The sequence below is a fragment of the Microtetraspora malaysiensis genome, assembly GCF_001528665.1.
Taxonomy (GTDB): Bacteria; Actinomycetota; Actinomycetes; order Streptosporangiales; family Streptosporangiaceae; genus Microtetraspora_A; species Microtetraspora_A malaysiensis.
In genome coordinates this window covers 162,617-180,024 of sequence record NZ_BBYJ01000010.1, presented here as the reverse complement: position 1 = coordinate 180,024, position 17,408 = coordinate 162,617, and the positions used below count along the sequence as shown (strand labels likewise).

Annotated in this window: 11 protein-coding genes; 7 read left to right on the top strand and 4 right to left on the bottom strand. The window is 72.6% G+C overall.

Going from position 1 to position 17,408, the window contains the following annotated elements; genetic code table 11:
- The first annotated feature begins 84 nt into the window (after positions 1-84).
- Positions 85-1,245, top strand: a complete 1,161-nt coding sequence (locus AWQ71_RS14410; RefSeq protein WP_067132772.1) for an ROK family protein — start codon at positions 85-87, stop codon at positions 1,243-1,245.
- Positions 1,246-1,311: 66 nt separating this feature from the next.
- Positions 1,312-1,956: a M15 family metallopeptidase gene (locus AWQ71_RS14405; protein ID WP_067132769.1), complete on the top strand. Its 645-nt coding sequence runs from the start codon at positions 1,312-1,314 to the stop codon at positions 1,954-1,956.
- Here AWQ71_RS14405 and AWQ71_RS14400 read toward each other — a convergent pair.
- Genes AWQ71_RS14400 through AWQ71_RS14385 form a run of 4 tightly spaced genes read right to left on the bottom strand, consistent with a single transcriptional unit; the run spans position 1,935 to position 10,766 of the window.
- On the bottom strand, positions 1,935-3,902 hold the full coding sequence (locus AWQ71_RS14400) for a N,N-dimethylformamidase beta subunit family domain-containing protein (RefSeq protein ID WP_067132767.1): 1,968 nt from the start codon (positions 3,900-3,902) through the stop codon (positions 1,935-1,937). The genes AWQ71_RS14405 and AWQ71_RS14400 overlap by 22 nt on opposite strands.
- Positions 3,899-5,203, bottom strand: coding sequence for a condensation domain-containing protein (locus tag AWQ71_RS14395; protein WP_169806566.1), 1,305 nt, complete (start codon positions 5,201-5,203; stop codon positions 3,899-3,901). Before AWQ71_RS14395 ends, AWQ71_RS14400 begins: the two co-directional genes overlap by 4 nt.
- On the bottom strand, positions 5,200-5,436 hold the full coding sequence (locus AWQ71_RS14390) for an acyl carrier protein (protein ID WP_067132760.1): 237 nt from the start codon (positions 5,434-5,436) through the stop codon (positions 5,200-5,202). The genes AWQ71_RS14395 and AWQ71_RS14390 overlap by 4 nt, the downstream gene beginning before the upstream one ends.
- Before the next feature lie 44 nt (positions 5,437-5,480).
- Positions 5,481-10,766 carry a non-ribosomal peptide synthetase/MFS transporter gene (locus AWQ71_RS14385; protein ID WP_245658281.1) on the bottom strand — a complete coding sequence of 1,762 codons (5,286 nt, stop codon included), beginning with the start codon at positions 10,764-10,766 and terminating at the stop codon, positions 5,481-5,483.
- Positions 10,767-11,070: 304 nt separating this feature from the next.
- On the opposite strand from AWQ71_RS14385, the gene AWQ71_RS14380 reads away from it, so the two are divergent.
- Genes AWQ71_RS14380 through AWQ71_RS14360 form a run of 5 tightly spaced genes read left to right on the top strand, consistent with a single transcriptional unit; the run spans position 11,071 to position 17,356 of the window.
- Positions 11,071-12,543, top strand: a complete 1,473-nt coding sequence (locus AWQ71_RS14380) for a class I adenylate-forming enzyme family protein (protein WP_067132757.1) — start codon at positions 11,071-11,073, stop codon at positions 12,541-12,543.
- A complete protein-coding gene (locus tag AWQ71_RS14375; RefSeq protein ID WP_067132754.1) occupies positions 12,540-14,099 on the top strand; it encodes a condensation domain-containing protein in 1,560 nt (519 codons plus the stop codon). Before AWQ71_RS14380 ends, AWQ71_RS14375 begins: the two co-directional genes overlap by 4 nt.
- Positions 14,096-15,022 (top strand): thiamine pyrophosphate-dependent dehydrogenase E1 component subunit alpha, encoded by a 927-nt coding sequence (locus AWQ71_RS14370; protein WP_067132751.1) that lies wholly within the window; start codon positions 14,096-14,098, stop codon positions 15,020-15,022. Before AWQ71_RS14375 ends, AWQ71_RS14370 begins: the two co-directional genes overlap by 4 nt.
- Complete coding sequence (locus tag AWQ71_RS14365) at positions 15,013-16,056, top strand: alpha-ketoacid dehydrogenase subunit beta (RefSeq protein WP_067132748.1); 1,044 nt, start codon at positions 15,013-15,015, stop codon at positions 16,054-16,056. The genes AWQ71_RS14370 and AWQ71_RS14365 overlap by 10 nt, the downstream gene beginning before the upstream one ends.
- Entirely contained in the window at positions 16,049-17,356 is a 1,308-nt protein-coding gene (locus AWQ71_RS14360) for a 2-oxo acid dehydrogenase subunit E2 (protein WP_067132745.1), read from the top strand. The genes AWQ71_RS14365 and AWQ71_RS14360 overlap by 8 nt, the downstream gene beginning before the upstream one ends.
- Positions 17,357-17,408: the final 52 nt, after the last annotated feature.

Genomic DNA, 17,408 nt, shown 5'->3' with positions numbered 1-17,408 from the left:
CGGGGCGGCTGGGGCTAAACTAACAATAAACTTTATTAAAAAAAACATGCCGTTAGCGGATCGTGACGAGAGGAGACGCGGCCGGTGTCACTACGACCGGGAACACCCCGGCTGCTGCGTCAGATGAACGACCGGGCCGCGCTGGAACTGCTCGTCGCGCACGGCCCGCTGACCAGGGGCGAGCTGGGAGAGCTGACCGGGCTCTCCAGGGTCACCTCGGGCCAGCTGCTGGCGCGGCTGGAGGAACGGGGTCTGGTGACCATGGCGGGCGAGCGGCCGGGCGGCCGCGGCCCCAACGCGGCGCTGTACGCCGTCGACCCCACCAGCGCGTACGTCGCGGCTCTGGAGGTGGTGCCGGACAGCGTCACCGCCCTCGTCGCGGACATCACGGGGACGGTGGTGGCCGAGGTGACCGTCGACCCCAGCGAGGCCGCCGATCCGGTGGGCATCGTGCGCAACGCCGTGCTCCGCGCCTGCGCGACGGCGAGCGTGGACATGGCCCGGCTGCGGTCCTTCGTGATAGGCACGCGCGGCGTGGTCGACCCGGCGACCGGTGACGTGCGCTACTCGTTCGACCTGCCCGCCTGGCACGTCGGCGTCCTCGCCGGGCTGCGGGCCGAGCTCGGCGGGTCGGTGGCCATCGAGAACGACGTCAACCTGGTCGCCCTCGCCGAGCAGGCGTACGGCGTCGCCAAGGGTGTGGACGACTTCGTCATCCTGTGGACCGGCGTCGGTCAGGGGCTCGGCGTGATGCTGGGCGGGCGGCTTCATCGGGGCATCTCCGGCGGCGCGGGCGAGCTCGGCTGGCTTCCCGTCCCCGGTGAGCCGCTGCCGGCGGACGTCACGGACCCCCAGTCCGGCTCGTTCCAGCGGTTGGTCGGGAACACGGCTCTGACCGAGATCGCGGCCGGGCACGGCCTCGCCGCCGCGCCCGTCACCGACCTCGTCCGGACGGCCGTCGCCACGGGCAACTCCGGCTTCCTGGAGGATCTGGCCCGGCGGCTCGCGGTGGGGGTGGCGGCGGTGGCGGTGGTGCTCGACCCCGGGCTGGTCGTCCTCAGCGGCGACATCGGGCGGGCCGGGGGCTGGGAACTGGCCCGCCGGGTGGAAGAGGCGGTGGCCCGGATCTGCCCGAGCCGCCCCAAGGTCGCGGTCACCCAGGTCGAGGGCGACCCCATCCTGCGGGGCGCCCTGGTCGCGGCGCTGGATCAGGCGCGGGAGCAGGTCTTCTCGTCCACGGTCTGATCGCCTGCGGCAGCCCTCGGGTCCGCTCAGCCCGCGCGTCGGCAAGAGCAGGGTAGGTTTTTGGTCATGTCTGACATCGTCCTCATCTCCGACCCCCGCGTGACCTCCCTGCCCGTCGAGGAGTGCGGCGAGCCGCTCCACGACGTCCGAGGCAGGCTCCGCGTGGACGGTCGTCTCGCCGACGACGCCGGGGCGTACGCGCACCTGCGGGAAGGGGTGCTGGCCCGGCTTGAGGACGCGCAGGCCCTGCTGCCGGCCGGGTACCACATCGTGGTCGTGGAGGGATATCGCCCGCCCGCGTTGCAGCGTACGTACTTCGAGGACTACAAGGACGAGCTCCGGGCGGCGTTTCCCGAAATGTCGCCCGAGGAGCTGCACAGCGCCGCCAGCCGGTACGTCTCGCCGATCGAGGTCGCGCCGCACACCGCCGGCGCGGCGGTGGATCTCACGCTGTGCGGCGACGACGGCGTCGAACTCGACATGGGCACCGCGGTGAACGACAACCCCGAGCAGAGCGGCGGCGCCTGCTACACCGACGCGCCCGGGATCGGCGACGACGCCCGGCAGAACCGCAAGGTCCTCGGGGCCGCCCTGGAGGCCGTCGGGCTGGTGAACTACCCGACCGAGTGGTGGCACTGGTCCTACGGCGACCGCTACTGGGCCATGACGACGGGCGCCTCCGCCGCGATCTACGGCCCGGTCGGCTTCTGAGCGGCCGGCTTCTGAACGACCGGCTTCTGAACGACCGGCTTCTGAACGACCGGCTTCTGGGCGGTCCGCCACATCAGTTCCCGGCCTCCACCGGCCGACACCATCAGGCCCGCGTGGGCGGCGAGCACCGCCGCCCCCGGCGCCCCGCAGAGGTCCGACCAGGGCTCCGGCCCGGTCACCGGGAGGCGGGTGCGGACCCGCCCGTCCGCGCCCAGGGCGTAGAGACGGCCGTTGCTCCCGCTCAGGCAGATCGCGCCGCCTGAGTCGCCGATGTCGCGCCAGACGGGCGCGTCGGCGGCCATGTCGCCGAAGGGCGCCGTCCACAGGCGGCCGCCCGACGTGGCGGCGAAGAACGCGCCGTCATGCACCGCGAGGGCGATCGTGCCCCGAGGAGCCGGTCCCACGTCCGTCCATTCCGCGGGACCCGCCTCCGCCTCGCGATAGCGCAGCATCCCGTCCGCGGTCACGCCGTACAGGCCGGTGCCGAGGCCGGCGGCGGCCTCCCGCGGCGTGTCCAGGCAGATCACCCCGCCGCCGGAGCCGATCGGCCGCCAGGGCAGGTTCTGTCCGCACAGCTCGCGGGTCAGGAGGCCGCCGTCGGCGCCCACTGCGTACAGGGTGGAGCGCCAGGCGGCGAGCGCGCGGATGTCTGCGGCCGGGCCGATCACTTCCCAGCGTGGCCGCGCCGGTCGTGCGAGCCGGTCCAGGACGTTGCGCGTGATCCGGTTCACGACCGGGTCGTGCAGGGTGTTGCCCCAGTTGACCGTGGCGGCGTTGAAGACTGTGCCGCGGCCCAGGGAGAAGACGCCCATGGTGGCCCAGCCGCCCTGCCCGCAGGTGCTCCAGTGCCGCAGGTCGGCCGTCGCGAGCACGACGAACGACGGCGGGGTGCCGTCGCGGCAGGTGACCCGGGGCACCCCCATGATCTCGGTGAACTCGGCCGCGTCGGTCTCGTAGCCGAGCGCACCCTGGCCGAACTTGTCGCCGTCCGTCAGCCCGGTGCCCTCGAAGACCCAGTGCGCGGCGAACCTCGCGGTGTACGGCTCCTCCCGCATGAGCGGCATGGACGGCCCCCACGTGCCCGCTCCGTTGCGGAAGCTCACCCCGGTCAGCGCGTTCTCCGGGCGGGAGACCGGCGCGCTCGACCACTCCACCGTGGTCAGGCGGGGGTCCTCGACCGGGTCGCTCACCGGGTCGCGGTGGCAGACCATGGTCCGGCCCTCCATGCGGATCTGCCACCAGCAGGTGTTCCCGGAGAGGAAGGCGATGTTCCCGCCGCGCCGGGCGAACTCCTCGCAGGCGTCGCGCATCCCGGCCGTCCAGTACTCGTCGTGCCCGTTGACGACGAGCAGCCGGTAGCGGGACAGCAGGCCGAGATCGAGGTCCAGGCCCGAGCAGTACTCCACGGTGTACCCCGCCGGGCCGAGCCATCGCAGCAGGCCGTCCTCCCAGCGCTCGGGCGGGGGCCCGCCGCCGGGCCGGTCGAACGACACGCGCGCCGCGCGGTCCGGCTGCTCGGTCCAGTACACGCTCTCCCCGGGGACGCCCGCCCGGTTGTAGGCCTGCCATGTGGCGAACGGGATCGAGACGAGGATCGGCGACGTGGTGCCCGGGACGGCCTGCCGTACGACGAAGTAGACCTCGTCGTCCGAGGACGTCGCCGTGCCGGGAAGCTCGCCGGAGGCGCGGGGCACGGACACGTCCGGCTCGGGAGGGCCGGCGACGAACCTGGCCCGGTAGAGCGAACTGGGCCAGTCCGGCGGCACGTCGAGCCGCCACGACGGCCCCTGTACGGACGTCGTCAGCATGAGCCGGTCGCAGGTCGCGTCATGGACGGCGACACTCATCTCGGGGCCCATCTCGGGCGGGCCCTCCAGGCGGAACTCCAGCGACTCGCCCTGCCCGCACGAGGTGGGGGTCGCGTATGCGCGCACGCGAGCGGTCACCGCAGGGCCTCCTCGACGAGCAGCCGCTCCAGATCGAGCAGGTATCGCTCGACGTCCGCCGCCGAAAGCCATCGGGTGTCGGCCGTGACCGAGATCCGCGTCGCCTCGCTCACGTGGACGCAGAACCGGCAGTTGAGCTCGTTCTGGCTGAGAGGCCAGGACATCGAGGTCTCCGCGCGGGCCCGCCGGATCAGCTCGTCGTCGTGCTCCTCCACCCGCTCCGCGAACCGCATGTCGTTGAAGCAGCAGTACGGGTGGACGGGGACGCCGCGTTCCCGGCCGGCCTCGGCGGTGATCCGCTCCCGGTCGTCCGGATCGTGGTACCCGCTCCGGTAGGCCCGCAGCACGGCCGGGCGGGCCGCGGCGAGCAGGTCGGGGAAGGCGCCCCCGAGTCCGGCGCGGGGGGCGGAGCCGAGGACGAACAGCCCTTCCTGGGAGAGAGTGGTCACCGCGGTCCGGGTGTCCCGGCCGAAGCGGTTGCTCACGATCGGCAGGACGGCGACGTTCTCGTGTCCGGTCACCTCGCCGACGAGCGCGGTCACCGCCGTGAGGAGGACCGTCGAGGTGCTGGCGCCGTACCGCAGGGCGAGCCGCTGGGTGGCCAGGTGGACGGCCGGCGACGTGAGGACGGCCCGCCGGATGGGCGGCCGCTCGGGGACGCCGGACGGCCGGCCGAACATGGTGGGCGGGATCCTGCCGTACTCGCGCTCCCAGAGGGCGGCGGCGCCGGCCGCCTGCCTCCTCCCGTCCGGGGACCCCTGCCACCGCGCCAGGTCGCGGGGCTGCCGCGGCGGGTCGCCGGGGATCGCGCCGCGCAGGAGGAACAGCCGCAGGTCGCGGACGACCTGCTCGGCGCCGTGCCCGTCCGCGGCCAGATGGCAGAAGACGAGCACCACGTGCGTGACCTCCTCCGCGCGGAGGGGTCCGCCCGTGGTCACGAGCGCCACCCGGAGCGGCCACTCCTCGGCGTAGTCGAAGGCGGTGGCGGACAGCTCGGCCAGGAGCGCGGCCGGGTCGGCGTCCGCCGCGACCCGGATCGGCAGCTCGCCGCGGTCGCGCAGGTCCTGGCACGGGCCCGGCCCGACGAGTGTGCGGAGTGCCTCGTGCCGCTCCACGAGCAGGCCGATCCCGCGCGACACCTGTGCGGCCGAGGCGGGCCGGGCGCCTCTCGGCACCTCGACCACCCGGCCGAAGTTGAAGTAATGGTCGTCGGGCGCCGTGCGCAGGATGGCCTGCCAGATGGCGCGCTGGCCCCACGTGAGCGGCGCGGTGCCCGAGCGCGTGCCCGCGAAGGAGATCACCGTGCCGCCGCGAGCCACGTGGCCAGCCCGTCGACGCTGTCGAGGAAGGAGACGTCGCCACCGAGGTCGACCTCCACGCCGTACTCGCGTTCGATCGCGTCGATCAGGCGCATCTGGGCCAGTGAGGTGACGCCGAGGTAGGACAGCGGCACGGTCGCGTCCAGGGCCTCGGCTTTGCTGATCTCGCCGTCGCACGACTCCGACACCAGCTCGGCCAGCCGTTCCTTCAGCATTTCGTCCCTTTCTGTGCGGTTCCGTGCGAACATCCCGGCGCTTCTCATGCCGATCCGCCCGATCGCCGTTCGAGTCCGACGAGGTCGTCGGGCGTGGCGTCCGGCACCTCGGCGTCGAAGCGGGCCAGGACGCGGGTGCGGAGCGCGCCGAGGGTGACGGCCGCGATGTACGCCGCGAACACCAGGTACATCGCGCCGATGTCGCCGAGCAGCCGGGTGCCGAGCGGGGCGATCACGCCGACCCCCAGCGGGATCGTCGACCAGGCGACCATCTGATTGAGCGCGAACACCCGGCCGTGGAAACGCTGCGGCACCTTCACCTGGATGATCGTCGCGTAGACGCCGTTGACCAGGGCCAGGCCGTACGAGACCCCGAAGGCGCCCACGCCGATCAGGACCAGCGAGGTGTCGAGCCCCACGACCAGGCAGGACGCGGCGATGAACGCCGTGGTCAGCAGCATCGCGCGCATCCGCCCGCGGGCGGGGCCGCCCCAGAGGGCCATCGTCAGGCCACCGCACACCGCCCCCGCGCCCGCGACGACCGCGATCACGCCCGCGTCGGTCAGCGTGCCGAAGGACAGCACGAGGGGCGAGTACATCATGAACACCGGCGAGAGGCCGAGCGACAGCAGGGCGAAGAAGATCACCATGGCGCGGAAGCTCCGGTTGCCCATCGACAGCCGGAACCCCTCCGCGATCTCCCGGCCGACGCTCTCCCTGCGGCGGTGCGCCATCGTCGCGGGGAAGGCCACGAGCGCGAGAACGACCAGCGTGAACACGTGCCCCGCCACGTCGAGGACGAGGATGCCCTCCAGCCCCGCGGCCGACAGCAGGCCCACGGCGGCGAGCGGCGCGATGAACTGCGCGACGCCGAGGGTGGTCTGCGTGACGCCGTTCGCGTGCCCGAGATACCGCTTCGGCACGATCTGCGGCACGGCCGACGTGAACGCCAGCCGCTGGAAGGTCAACGCGACCGACAACGCGGTGAGCAGGACGTACAGGGGCCCGATGCCGAGGCGGCCGGCCCACAGGAGCAGCGCGGCGACCGTCTGGATCGTGAGCGCGGCCACGTTTCCGGCGATCATCACCGTACGGCGGCTCGACCGGTCCACGATCGCGCCCGCGAGGGGCGCGGCCAGGATGCCCGGGATCACGGCGAGGATCTGGAGCACGGCATACTGCGCCATGGAGCCGGTCTTGAGGTACGCCCACACCGGGAGGGCGAACTCGGTCAGCGTGGAGCCGATCAGGCAGGCCATCTGACCGAGGGCGACCGCGAGGAACCGGCGCACCGAGGGGTCGGGTCCGGCGGTGTGGCCGATGGTTTGGCCCGTGGTTTGGCCGGTGGTGGTTGTCCTGCTTCGGGGGTCCCGCTCCGCGTCGCTCGGGGGGTCGCTCTCGGAGAGCCCCCGATGGGGGGAGGTGACGACGGCCGCCAGCTCATTCGCCCGATATTTCAGGAAATAGTGGCCGCCTTCGTCCAGGACGACCAGGGCGGTCGTGTCAGTGAGGAACCCCCATTCCCGATAGCGCTCCTCGTAGTAGTCCGTCGCCGGGTCGTACTCGCCGACCACCGAGATGATCGGTGCGGACAGCCGGTCGGTGCCCTCGTCGATCAGCCGGGTGAAGTAGTCCTCGGCCTCGCGGGCGTCCCGCCGCATGTTCCGCACGACGAACGCCTTCTGCTCGTCGTCCAGGTCCGACAGGTCGGCGCCGAGCGCGGTCAGCCAGTTGACGTCCGCGCGGTCGCTGCGCAGCCGCTCCAGCCGGGTCAGCGCGGCCCACCGCCCGAGCAGCCCCTTCACCGGACGGGCGAAGGGGAAGACGCCGCCCAGGTAGATCGCATCCACCGCCCTCCCCGCCGCCTCCAGCCTCCGGGCGATCTCGACGGTCAGCGCGCCGCCGACCCCGCAGTGGCCGTACAGCACGAGCGGGCCGGCCACCTTCTCCGTGATCTCCGCGACGCATCGCTCCGCGACCTCCCCCAGCGGACGCGGGTCCTCGGCCAGCCCGAGATCGTGCCCCGGAACGGCGACCGAGAAGAGCGCCCACGTCTCCGGCAGCGCGTCGGCGAGCGGCTGGTAGACGACCGCGCTCCCCCCGCCGTACGGCACGCAGACCAGGGTCGAGGCGACCCGCCCCGCGCGCGGCGGGGTCAGCTCGTACAGCAGGCCGCGCGGGCCGCCGCCGCTTCGCGCGAGCTCGGCCAGCTCGCGGACGGTGGTCCGCTGGAAGAGGTCCATGAGGGCGATCGGATGACTTCCGGGCGGCAGCTCGCGACGCAGCCGGGCCACGACCCGGGTGGCCAGCAGCGAATGGCCGCCGAGATCGAAGAAGTCGTCGAGCACGCCCACCCGCCGCAGGCCGAGCACGTCACACCAGGCCGCGGCGATGATCTCCTCGACCGGGTCGGCCGGCGGCTCGAACGGGACCTCCTGGTCCGGACGGTCGCCCTCCGGATCGGGCAGCGCGGCCCGGTCGACCTTGCCGTGCCCCTTCAGCGGAAGCGTGTCGAGCCAGGTGTAGCGGGTCGGCACCATGTAGTCGGGCAGCCGCGCGCCGAGGTCGCGGCGCAGCTCGGCGACGCCCGGCAGGTCCGCCGCCGCGAAGCCGTCCTCGGCCACCAGATACGCGACCAGCTCGCCGTGCCGGGTGTCGGTCACCGCGTGGCCGACGCCCCGGCAGCGCCGCAGCGCCTCGTCCACCTCGCCGAGCTCGACCCGGTAGCCGCGGATCTTCACCTGCAGGTCGCGGCGGCCGAGGAACTCGAGGGTGCCGTCCGGAAGCCACCGGGCCAGGTCGCCGGTCCGGTAGATCCGGCCGTGCCGTTCCGACTCGACGAACGCCTCGGCGGTGAGATCGGGCCGGCCGAGGTATCCGCGGGCCAGCCGGTCGCCGCCGACGCACAGCTCGCCGGGCACGCCGACCGGCACCGGTCGCAGGTGCGCGTCGAGGACGAAGGCGCGCGCGTGGCCGAGGGGCCGGCCGATCGGGGTGACCGGCCCGGTCGGCTCGGCGCCCGCCTCGACGTCGTACGTGGTGACGCCGATGGTCGCCTCGGTCGGGCCGTAGTGGTTGACCACCCGGCAGGCGCCGAGCGCGGCCAGGTCGCGCGCCCATTCCCAGCTCGACCCCTCGCCGCCCAGGATCAGCAGCCGCCGGGGAAGGAGATCCCGCGCGGCGACGTCCGCCGCCAGCGCGCCGAGGTGGGACGGCGTCATCTTGAGAACGTCGATCTCCGGCATGCGCGCGGCCAGCTCGGGGGCGGAGATCCGCGACGGCAGCAGGTGCAGCGTGCCCCCGGTCATGAGCGCCAGGTAGAACACGGTCATGCCGAAGTCGAAGGTGAGCGACTGGAGCAGGGCGAAGCTGCCGCCCTCGGCGACGCCGAACCGGTCCCGTACGTCGGCCAGGTAGTTCATGACCTGCCGGTGCTGTACGGCCACGCCCTTCGGGCGTCCGGTCGACCCGGACGTGTAGATCACATAGGCGAGATCGTCCGGGGACGGCGGCGCGCCGGCGTCACCCGTGCCGGTCTCGTCCGGATCGACCACGGGCCCGGTGAAGCCGGGCGGGGGAGCGGCCGTCGCGCTCTCGGGGCCCTCCTGGACGCCGTCGGTCCCGGCGATCAGCACGGCCACGCCGTCGAGCATGTGCCGCAGGCGTTCCCCGGGCTGTTCCGGGTCGAGCGGCACGTACGCGCCGCCCGCCTTCAGCACGGCGAGGATGGCCACGGCCTGGTCGAGGGACTGCTCCAGGCGGATCCCGACAAGGACGTCGGGGCCGACACCGAGATCCCTGAGCCGGCCCGCCAGCCCTCCGGCCCGCTCCTCCAGCTCGCCGTAGGTCAGCTCGTCCGCGCCGTATCGTACCGCCACAGTGGTGGGAGAGCGGCGAGCCGTCGCGGCGACCATCTCGGGAAGCGTCGGCGCGGGCGGCTCGGGGACGTCGGGGCAGCGGCTCCATCCGTCGAGAAGCGCGTGCTCGGCGGGCGCGAGCAGCGCAAGCTCGGAGACCCGTGTTTCGGGATCGCCGGTCACCGACCGCAGCAGGGTCGCGAAGTTGGCGGCGAACCGCTCCACGGTCTCGCGGTGGAAGAGGTCGGCGCTGTAGACGAAGAACGCGTCGAGGGTGTCCCCGGCCGGGACGATCTCCAGCGACAGGTCGAACTTCGCCTGCCGGAATCCGGGGTCGTACCGCTCGGCGACGACACCCGCGAGGCTCAGGCGGTCGTTCGTCTCGTTGCGCAGGCTGAACTGCGTCTGGAAGACCGGGGTCCGGCTCAGATCGCGTTGGACGCCGAGCTCGCTGACCAGCCGATCGAACGGGGTGTCCTGGTGGACCAGCGCCTCCACCACGGTCGAGCGGGTACGGCGGAGCAGCTCCCGGAAGGTGGGGTCGCCGGAGAGGTCGGCCCTGATGGCGAGGGTGTTGAGGAAGAAGCCGATCAGGTGCTCGGTCTCCTCGTCCTCGCGCGCGGCCACCGGGGACCCGACGCAGAAATCCGGCTGGCCGGAGTATCGCGAGAGCTGGGTCTGGAAGGCGGTGAGCAGCAGCATGAACGGCGTGACCCGCTCGGCCCGCGCGAGCCGCGTGAGCCCCTCGGTCAGGGAGGCGGGCAGCCGGAGGGTGACGCACTCGCCCCGCGAGCTCCGTACCCGGGGGCGCGGCCGGTCGGTGGGCAGGGCGAGGACCGGCACCCCGGCCAGCCGTTCCTTCCAGTGCGCCAGGGAGCGGTCGCGTTCCCGGGTGTCGTCCGTGGCGCGCTGGCGGATCGCGTGGTCGGCGTACCGGATCGGCAGGTCGGGGACGGCGGGCGGCGCGCCGTCCAGGAAGGCCGCGTAATGGGCCGCCAGCTCGCGGAACAGCACCCCAAGCGACCAGCCGTCACCCGCGATGTGGTGCAGGACGACGACGAGGACGTGCTCGGCCTCGGCCGCCGTGGGCGTCTCGTTCCCCGTGTCGCCGAGCGTGATCAGGCGGGCCCGGATCACGGGGCCGTGGGCGAGGTCGAACGGCTGGTTGGTCAGCTCGGCGACCAGCTCCGCCGCCCGCTCCTCGTCCGGGGCGGTGACGCGCTCCAGCGCGGGGACGCCGTCCTCGACCACCTGTACGGGGCGCCCGTCCACCGCGGGGTAGCGGGTCCGCAGCACGTCGTGGCGCCGGATGACCGCACCGAGGGCGTGCTCCAGGGCGACGGGGTCGAGCGGCCCGCGGAGCCGTTCGGTGACGCAGATGTTGTAGGAGGCGTCGCCCGGGTTCAGCTCGTGCAGGAACCAGAGCCGCTCCTGCCCGAGGGACAGCGGGATGTCGGAGATGGCAAGCGTCAAGGCGTACGCCTCCAACGGATCGAATGACCGCAGCCCGAAACGGCCGAGGCGGATGTCGGCTGAAAAGAATAGGAAAGTTTCTTATCAGTTATCGGGAGGTCAAGTGTGGCATCAGATCCTTTCGGCCACAACCCCTTCGGCGGCGGTGCGACCGGTGCTGCCGGGTGATCTGATCGCCCCCTTGTCGGCTGTCGCGTCGGCGTGTCAGAATCCGGTCCCGACATAACTGGAAAGAATCTTTCCAGTAAAGCGCCGGACAGGTCGGCGGCTGAGAATCATTCATCGGATCGTTCGGAGTCGTTCTGTGAGGACCGCGCTCGAAACGCCGGCGCTTCCCGCCCTGCTCGCGGCCCGGGCCGCCGCGGAGCCCGGGAAGGTCGCCATGATCGTCCAGGGAACCGGCGAGTTGACCTTCGAGGAGTGGGAGCGGCGCTCGAACGAGGTCGCGGGCGCCCTGCTCTCCATGGGGATCGGACGCGGAGAGCGCATCGGGCTGATCTTCCCCGCCGCGCGCTGGATCGACTACGCGATCGCGTTCATGGGAGTGCTCAAGGCCGGTGCGGTGGCCGTGCCCCTCGCGGACCGCGCACCGGCGGCGGACGTCGCGCGGATCGCGGCACACTGCTCGATCTCCATGACGATCGGCGAACTCGCCGACCTGCCCCGGGCCTCGGCGGAGCCGCCCGGACTGCCGAACGAGCCGGACGCCGTCGCGCAGATCCTCTACACGTCGGGCACCACGGGTACGGCCAAGGGCGTCGCCGCCACGCACGCCAACCTGGCCTTCGGCGCCGTGCTCAACCCGCGCCGTCCCGGGATGCGGATGTTCGCCCACTCGCGGCACCTGGTCCACGCCTTCCCGATCGGGACGAACGCGGGGCAGATGATGCTCGTCAACGCGCTCAACGCGCATCCGGCCGTGGTCACCCTGCCCCGGTTCACCCCCGACCGTTTCGCCCGGCTCATCGCGGACCACCGTGCGGGCACGGTGTTCCTGGTCCCCGCGATGGCGGCCGAACTGCTGGGCCGCCGCGAGGAGCACGACCTGTCGAGCGTCCTGTTGCTCGGCTCCGCCGCGGCGCCGCTGCCCACGGCGGTCGCCACCCGGCTGGCGGGGATGTTCCCCAACGCGACGATCGCGAACTACTACACCTCGACCGAGGCCGCGCCCGCCCAGACGATCATGATCGTCGACCCGGAGCGGCCGGGGTCCGTCGGCAGGGCGGCGGCGGGCGGCGCCGTACGGATCGCCTCGCCGGAAGGAGAGGCGGTCGCCACGGGAGAGACCGGCGAGGTGTGGATGCGCTCGCCCGCCGTGCCCCGCTCGTACTACAACGACTCCGACGCGGCCTCCGACGTCTTCCGGGGCGGCTGGATCCGGATGGGGGACCTCGGCTACATCGACGAGGACGGTTACCTCTACCTGGTCGACAGGGAGAGCGACGTGATCAAGTCGGGAGCGTTCAAGGTCTCCACGCTCAAGGTCGAGGAGGCGCTGCACGCCCACCCTGCCGTGGCGGAGGCGGCCGCCTACGGCCTCCCGCACCCCGTGCTCGGCATGGCCGTGGCGGCGGCCGTCGTCCCGCGCGCTCCCGGGCCGGACCGGTCGAGCGAGGGTGCGCCGGAAGACGGCGACGTGTCCCTCGCGGCGCTGCGCGCCTTCCTGGCGGAGCGGCTGGCCCAGCACGAGATCCCCTCCCGGATCGTCACCGTGGACGCCCTGCCCAGGAACGCCGGCGGCAAGGTGGACAAGCGGGCCCTGCGGGCGCGCCCATGAACGTCCCGACGCCGGCGTCACCCGCCCAGGTCGGCATGTGGATCACCGAGCGCATGGGCCGGGCGGGTACGGCCTACCGGATGCCGCTGCTGGTGACCTTCGAGGGGCATCTGGACGCCCCCCGGCTGATCGAGGCGTGTGAGGTGCTGGCCGACCGCCATCCCGTCCTGGCGACCGCGATCCGGGAGCACGACGGCGTGCCGGTGGAGGTGCCCGGCCTGCCCCCGAGCATCGACGTGACCCTCGCCGGAGACCTCGACGATCTGGTCCGCGAGGAGGTCCAGCGGCCGTTCGACGTCGAGGCGGGGCCGCTGGTCCGGTTCCGGCTCGTCCGGGTCGCGCCCGCCCGGCACGTTCTGATCATCGTCGCGCACCATCTGGTCTTCGACGGCGAGTCCAAGGACATCCTGCTCCGCGACCTGGCCGCGCTCTACAACGGCGACCCGATCTCCCCGCTGTCCGGGACATACGCCGACCACGCGGCGGCCGAACGCGCGCGGATGGAGAGGCTGCTCGTGGACGCCCGCGAGTTCTGGCGGGAACGCCGGCGCGAACCCGGAGAAGTGCTCCTGCCCGGCCTGTCCGCTCCGCCGGACGGGACGGCGCGGTCGCGAGGAGCGGCGCGGGGGGCGGTCCACACCTTCCGGGTGCCCGGCCTTCTCGACGGCGGCCCGGCCGCCGCCGCTGTACCCGGGGCGCCGCGGGTCTCGCGTTTCGAGCTCTTCCTCGCCTCCGTGCACGCGCTGCTGTACGCGTACGGGAACGAGGAGCCGGTGTGCGCGGTGGACATGTCCACGCGGACGCCGGAGTCGCGCGACCACATCGGCCTCTTCGTCAACGAGCTGCCGGTGGCGTCGGCGCCGTCGCCGCGCACCACCGTCGCCGAACTCGCCACACAGCTCCACGCGGAACTGCGGCTGATGTACCGGTTCCGGCCGGTGCCCCTGGCCCGGGCCGTACGCGGGCTCCGGCCCCGTACGGCGATGGCGCCGGTCTCCCTGAGCTACCGAAGGCGGGGGCCGGAGCCCCAGTTCGCCGGGCTGCGGACGGCGGTCGACTGGGCGGTCTTCACCGGTTCCGTCCGCAGTGTCCTGCACATTCAGGCCGTCGACGGCCCCGACGGACTCGACGTGATCATGCAGTACGACCCGCGCGCGGTCGCGGGAGTCACCCAGACAGCGAAGGACCTGACAGCGATCATGAATAATCCGGACTCCGCCATCGGAGACATCCTGACGGGCGACCGACCGACCTTCTCGGGTGACAGCCCCGCGTCCTCGGGCGTGGCCCGCACCGGAGCGCCCGGCCCGGCCGACGACATCAGGGCCATCTGGCAGGAAGTGCTCGGCATCGACGAGATCGGCGACGACGAGGACCTCTTCGACCTGGGCGGCCACTCGCTGACGATCACCCAGATCATCGCCCGCATGCGCAAGCGGCTGGGCGTCGAGGTGTCGCTCGACGTCTTCTTCGACACGCCCACCATCGCGGGCGTGCTGCGGAGCATCGAGGGCGCCGCGGGCGAGGAGCCGGTCGGCGTGGACGGCGGCCGGTGACCGAGCCGTCCGCCGTACTCGCCCGCCCGCCGCTCCCGGACGACGGCGATCTCGACCTGCTGCTTCTGATCAGGCACTTCGAACTGGCGCTGCTCGACCTCTTCGGCCAGGGCCTGCTCGCCGGCACCACGCACACCTGCCTCGGCCAGGAGTACGTGCCGGTCTCCCTCCGGCCGCTGCTCGGGGCGGACGACTTCGTCTTCAGCAACCATCGCGGCCACGGCCATTACCTCGCCCGGTTCGAGGACCCGGCCGGGCTGCTCGCCGAGATCATGGGCAGGGAAGGGGCCGTCTGCCGAGGTGTGGGCGGCAGCCAGCATGTCTACCGCGATCGCTACATGTCCACCGGCGTCCAGGGGGAGAGCCTGCCGGTGGCCACCGGGGTCGCCCTGCATCTGAAGAACACCTCTCCGGGCGCGCTGGCCTGCGCTTTCATCGGCGACGGCACCTGGGGCGAGGGCGCCGTCTACGAGGCGCTCAACATCGCCTCGCTCTGGCGGCTCCCGTTGCTCGTGGTCGTCGAGAACAACGGGATCGCGCAGTCCACCCCGACCGCCCGGCAGATGGCCGGGACCGTCGCCGCCCGCGCCGAGGCGTTCGGGGCGCGCCACCACCGGGTCGACACCACCGACATCGGAGTGATCAGGGACGAGCTGGCGCCCCTTGTGTCGGAGGTGCGGCTGGAGAACCGGCCGCTGGTCGTCGAGTTCGCCACCCACCGGCTCGGCCCGCACAGCAAGGGCGACGACACCCGCCCCCGCGACGCCGTACGGGAGGCCGAGGCGCACGACTGGTACCGCCGGTACGCGCAGGCCGATGCCGGCAGGTTCGCGCGGGCCGACGAGATCCAGCGGGACCGGGTCGCCGCGATCGTCCGCGAGATCTCCGCGCGCCCGCTGTCGAGGTGGGAACCATGCGGGTAGCCGAGAATCTCAACGCGGCCCTCCACGGCGTCCTGGAGGCCGACCCGGCCGCGTACGTCATCGGTGAGGACATCCTCGACCCCTACGGCGGGGCGTTCAAGATCACCAAGGGGCTCTCCAGCCGGTTCCCGGGGCGTGTGCTCGGCACGCCGATCAGCGAGGCGGGCATCACCGGGCTGGCCGCCGGTCTCGCGCTGTGCGGCGACACGGCCATCGTGGAGATCATGTTCGGCGACTTCGTCGCCCTCGCCTTCGACCAGATCGTCAACTTCGCCGCCAAGTCGTGCTCGATGTACGGCACCCGCGTCCCGATGCGGATGGTCGTCCGCTGCCCGACCGGTGGAGGCCGCGGGTACGGCCCGACCCACAGCCAGAGCCTGCAGAAGCACTTCATCGGTGTGCCGGGGCTGTCCGTCTACGAGATGTCGCCGCTCCACGACAACCGGGCGGTCATGAACGCCATGCTGGCCTCGGGCGAGCCGTCCGTGTTCTTCGAGGACAAAGTGCTCTATACGCGGAGGATGTACGACGTCCCCGACCCGTTCCGCTCCGACATGATCCCGGCGGGGCACACCGGGCCGGGCGTGGCGCGCGTCTTCCTGGACGACCCCGAGGAGGCCGACTGCGTCATCATCGCGCCCGGCGGCATGGTCGACCGGGTGACCCGCGCGATGCGCGCCCTGCTGCTGGACCACGAGATCACCTGCTGCCTGTACGTGCCCTCGCGGCTGTACCCCTTCGACCCCTTCGACCTCACTGACTCCGGCGCCCGGGCCGTCGGCGCGGGACGGCTCGGGCCCGCGTTGCGCCGGGCGAGAGCCGTACTCGTCGTGGAAGAGGGGACCGCGGGCGGAACCTGGGGGAGCGAGGTGGCGCACCAGATCCACCGCCTGATGTGGCGGGATCTCCGGCGGCCGGTGGCGCAGGTCAACTCCGTCGGCAGTGTCATCCCCGCCGCCGCCCACCTGGAGAGCGCCGTCCTCGTAGGGGAGTCCACCATCTACGACGCCGTGCTGGAGGCCCTGCGTGACTGACATCCGGGTGCCCAAGTTCAACAGCAACGACAGCTCCTACGTCTTGGTGGAGTGGCTCGTCGAGGACGGGCAGCGGGCCGGGACGGGCGACCCGATCGCGGTTCTGGAGACGTCGAAGGCCACGGAGGAACTGGTCGCCGAGCAGGACGGATTCGTCTGGCAGGCCGTCCCCGTGAACGCCGACTGCCCTCCGGGGACCGTGATCGCCCGCCTCACCCCCGAGAACGCGCGCCCCACGCCCGCGCCGAATGCCACGGCCGGCGGGAGCGCCCTCGCCGCGGACCCCCGTGACGGGCGCCCGGACGCCTTCGGCCCGGGTCCGGAGGCCGATCCGGCCTCCGCCGCGGAGGCGGGCTCGGGGCCCGTGTCCGGCGACCGGAGCGCTCACCGGCCGCTGGTCACCGGACCCGCGCAGGAGCTGATCGACGAGCTGGGCATCGATCCGGCGGAGGTACGCCGTCTCGGCGTCTCCGTGGTCCGCCGCGCGGACATCGAACGGCTCGTGGCCGATCGCCCGGCACGCTCCGACCCCTCCGATGGGCCGCCCCGTGGGGCGTCCGCCCAGACGCCCGGAGGGCCGCCCGGCTCCGCGTCCGGTGCCGAATCCGTTTCGGCCCCCGGCGGCGTTCCGTACCCGCTCTCGCGGGTGCAACGGGCGGTCGCTCGGGCGGTCCGAACGTCACACGAGACCGTTCCGGCGGCGTACACGGTCGTGCGGGCCGACGTCGGAGCGGCGCTCGAACTGTCGGCCGGGTTGACGAGGGAGGTCAGACGGCCCGTCAGCCTGCCCGAACTCGTGACGTGCGCGGTGGCCCGGCTCCACGAGACGTTCCCGCTGTTCTTCGCCACGCTCGTCGACGACGGCCATGCCATGCCCGCGGAGGTTCCGAACGTGGGCGTCACCTTCGACGCCGGCGAGGGCCTGTACGTGCCGGTCGTCCACGACGCCGCCCGCCGGCCGGTGCGGGAGGTCGCGCACCTGCTCATGAAGTATCGCCTGGCCGCCATCACCGGGGACTTCCGGGAGAGCGACCTGGCCGGGGCCAACATCGTGGTGACCCTGCACCATGACGGTGACGTGACGCTCGCGATCCCGCTGATCTTCCCGGGGAACGTGTGCGCCCTCGCCGTGACGGCGCCGCAGGACGAGCTACGGCTCGAAGCGGGAGCTGTGGTGAGCCGCACCGTCACCAACATCGGCCTCGCCTACGACCACCGCCTGATCAACGGCAGAGACGCGGCGCTGTTCCTTCGCGCGTTGAAGGAGCTGCTCGAAGCACCGGAGAAGGTGGTCTCCTGAACGGCTCGTCTCGTCCGGACCCGGCGGGGGCGTTCCGGGCGAGACGAGCCGT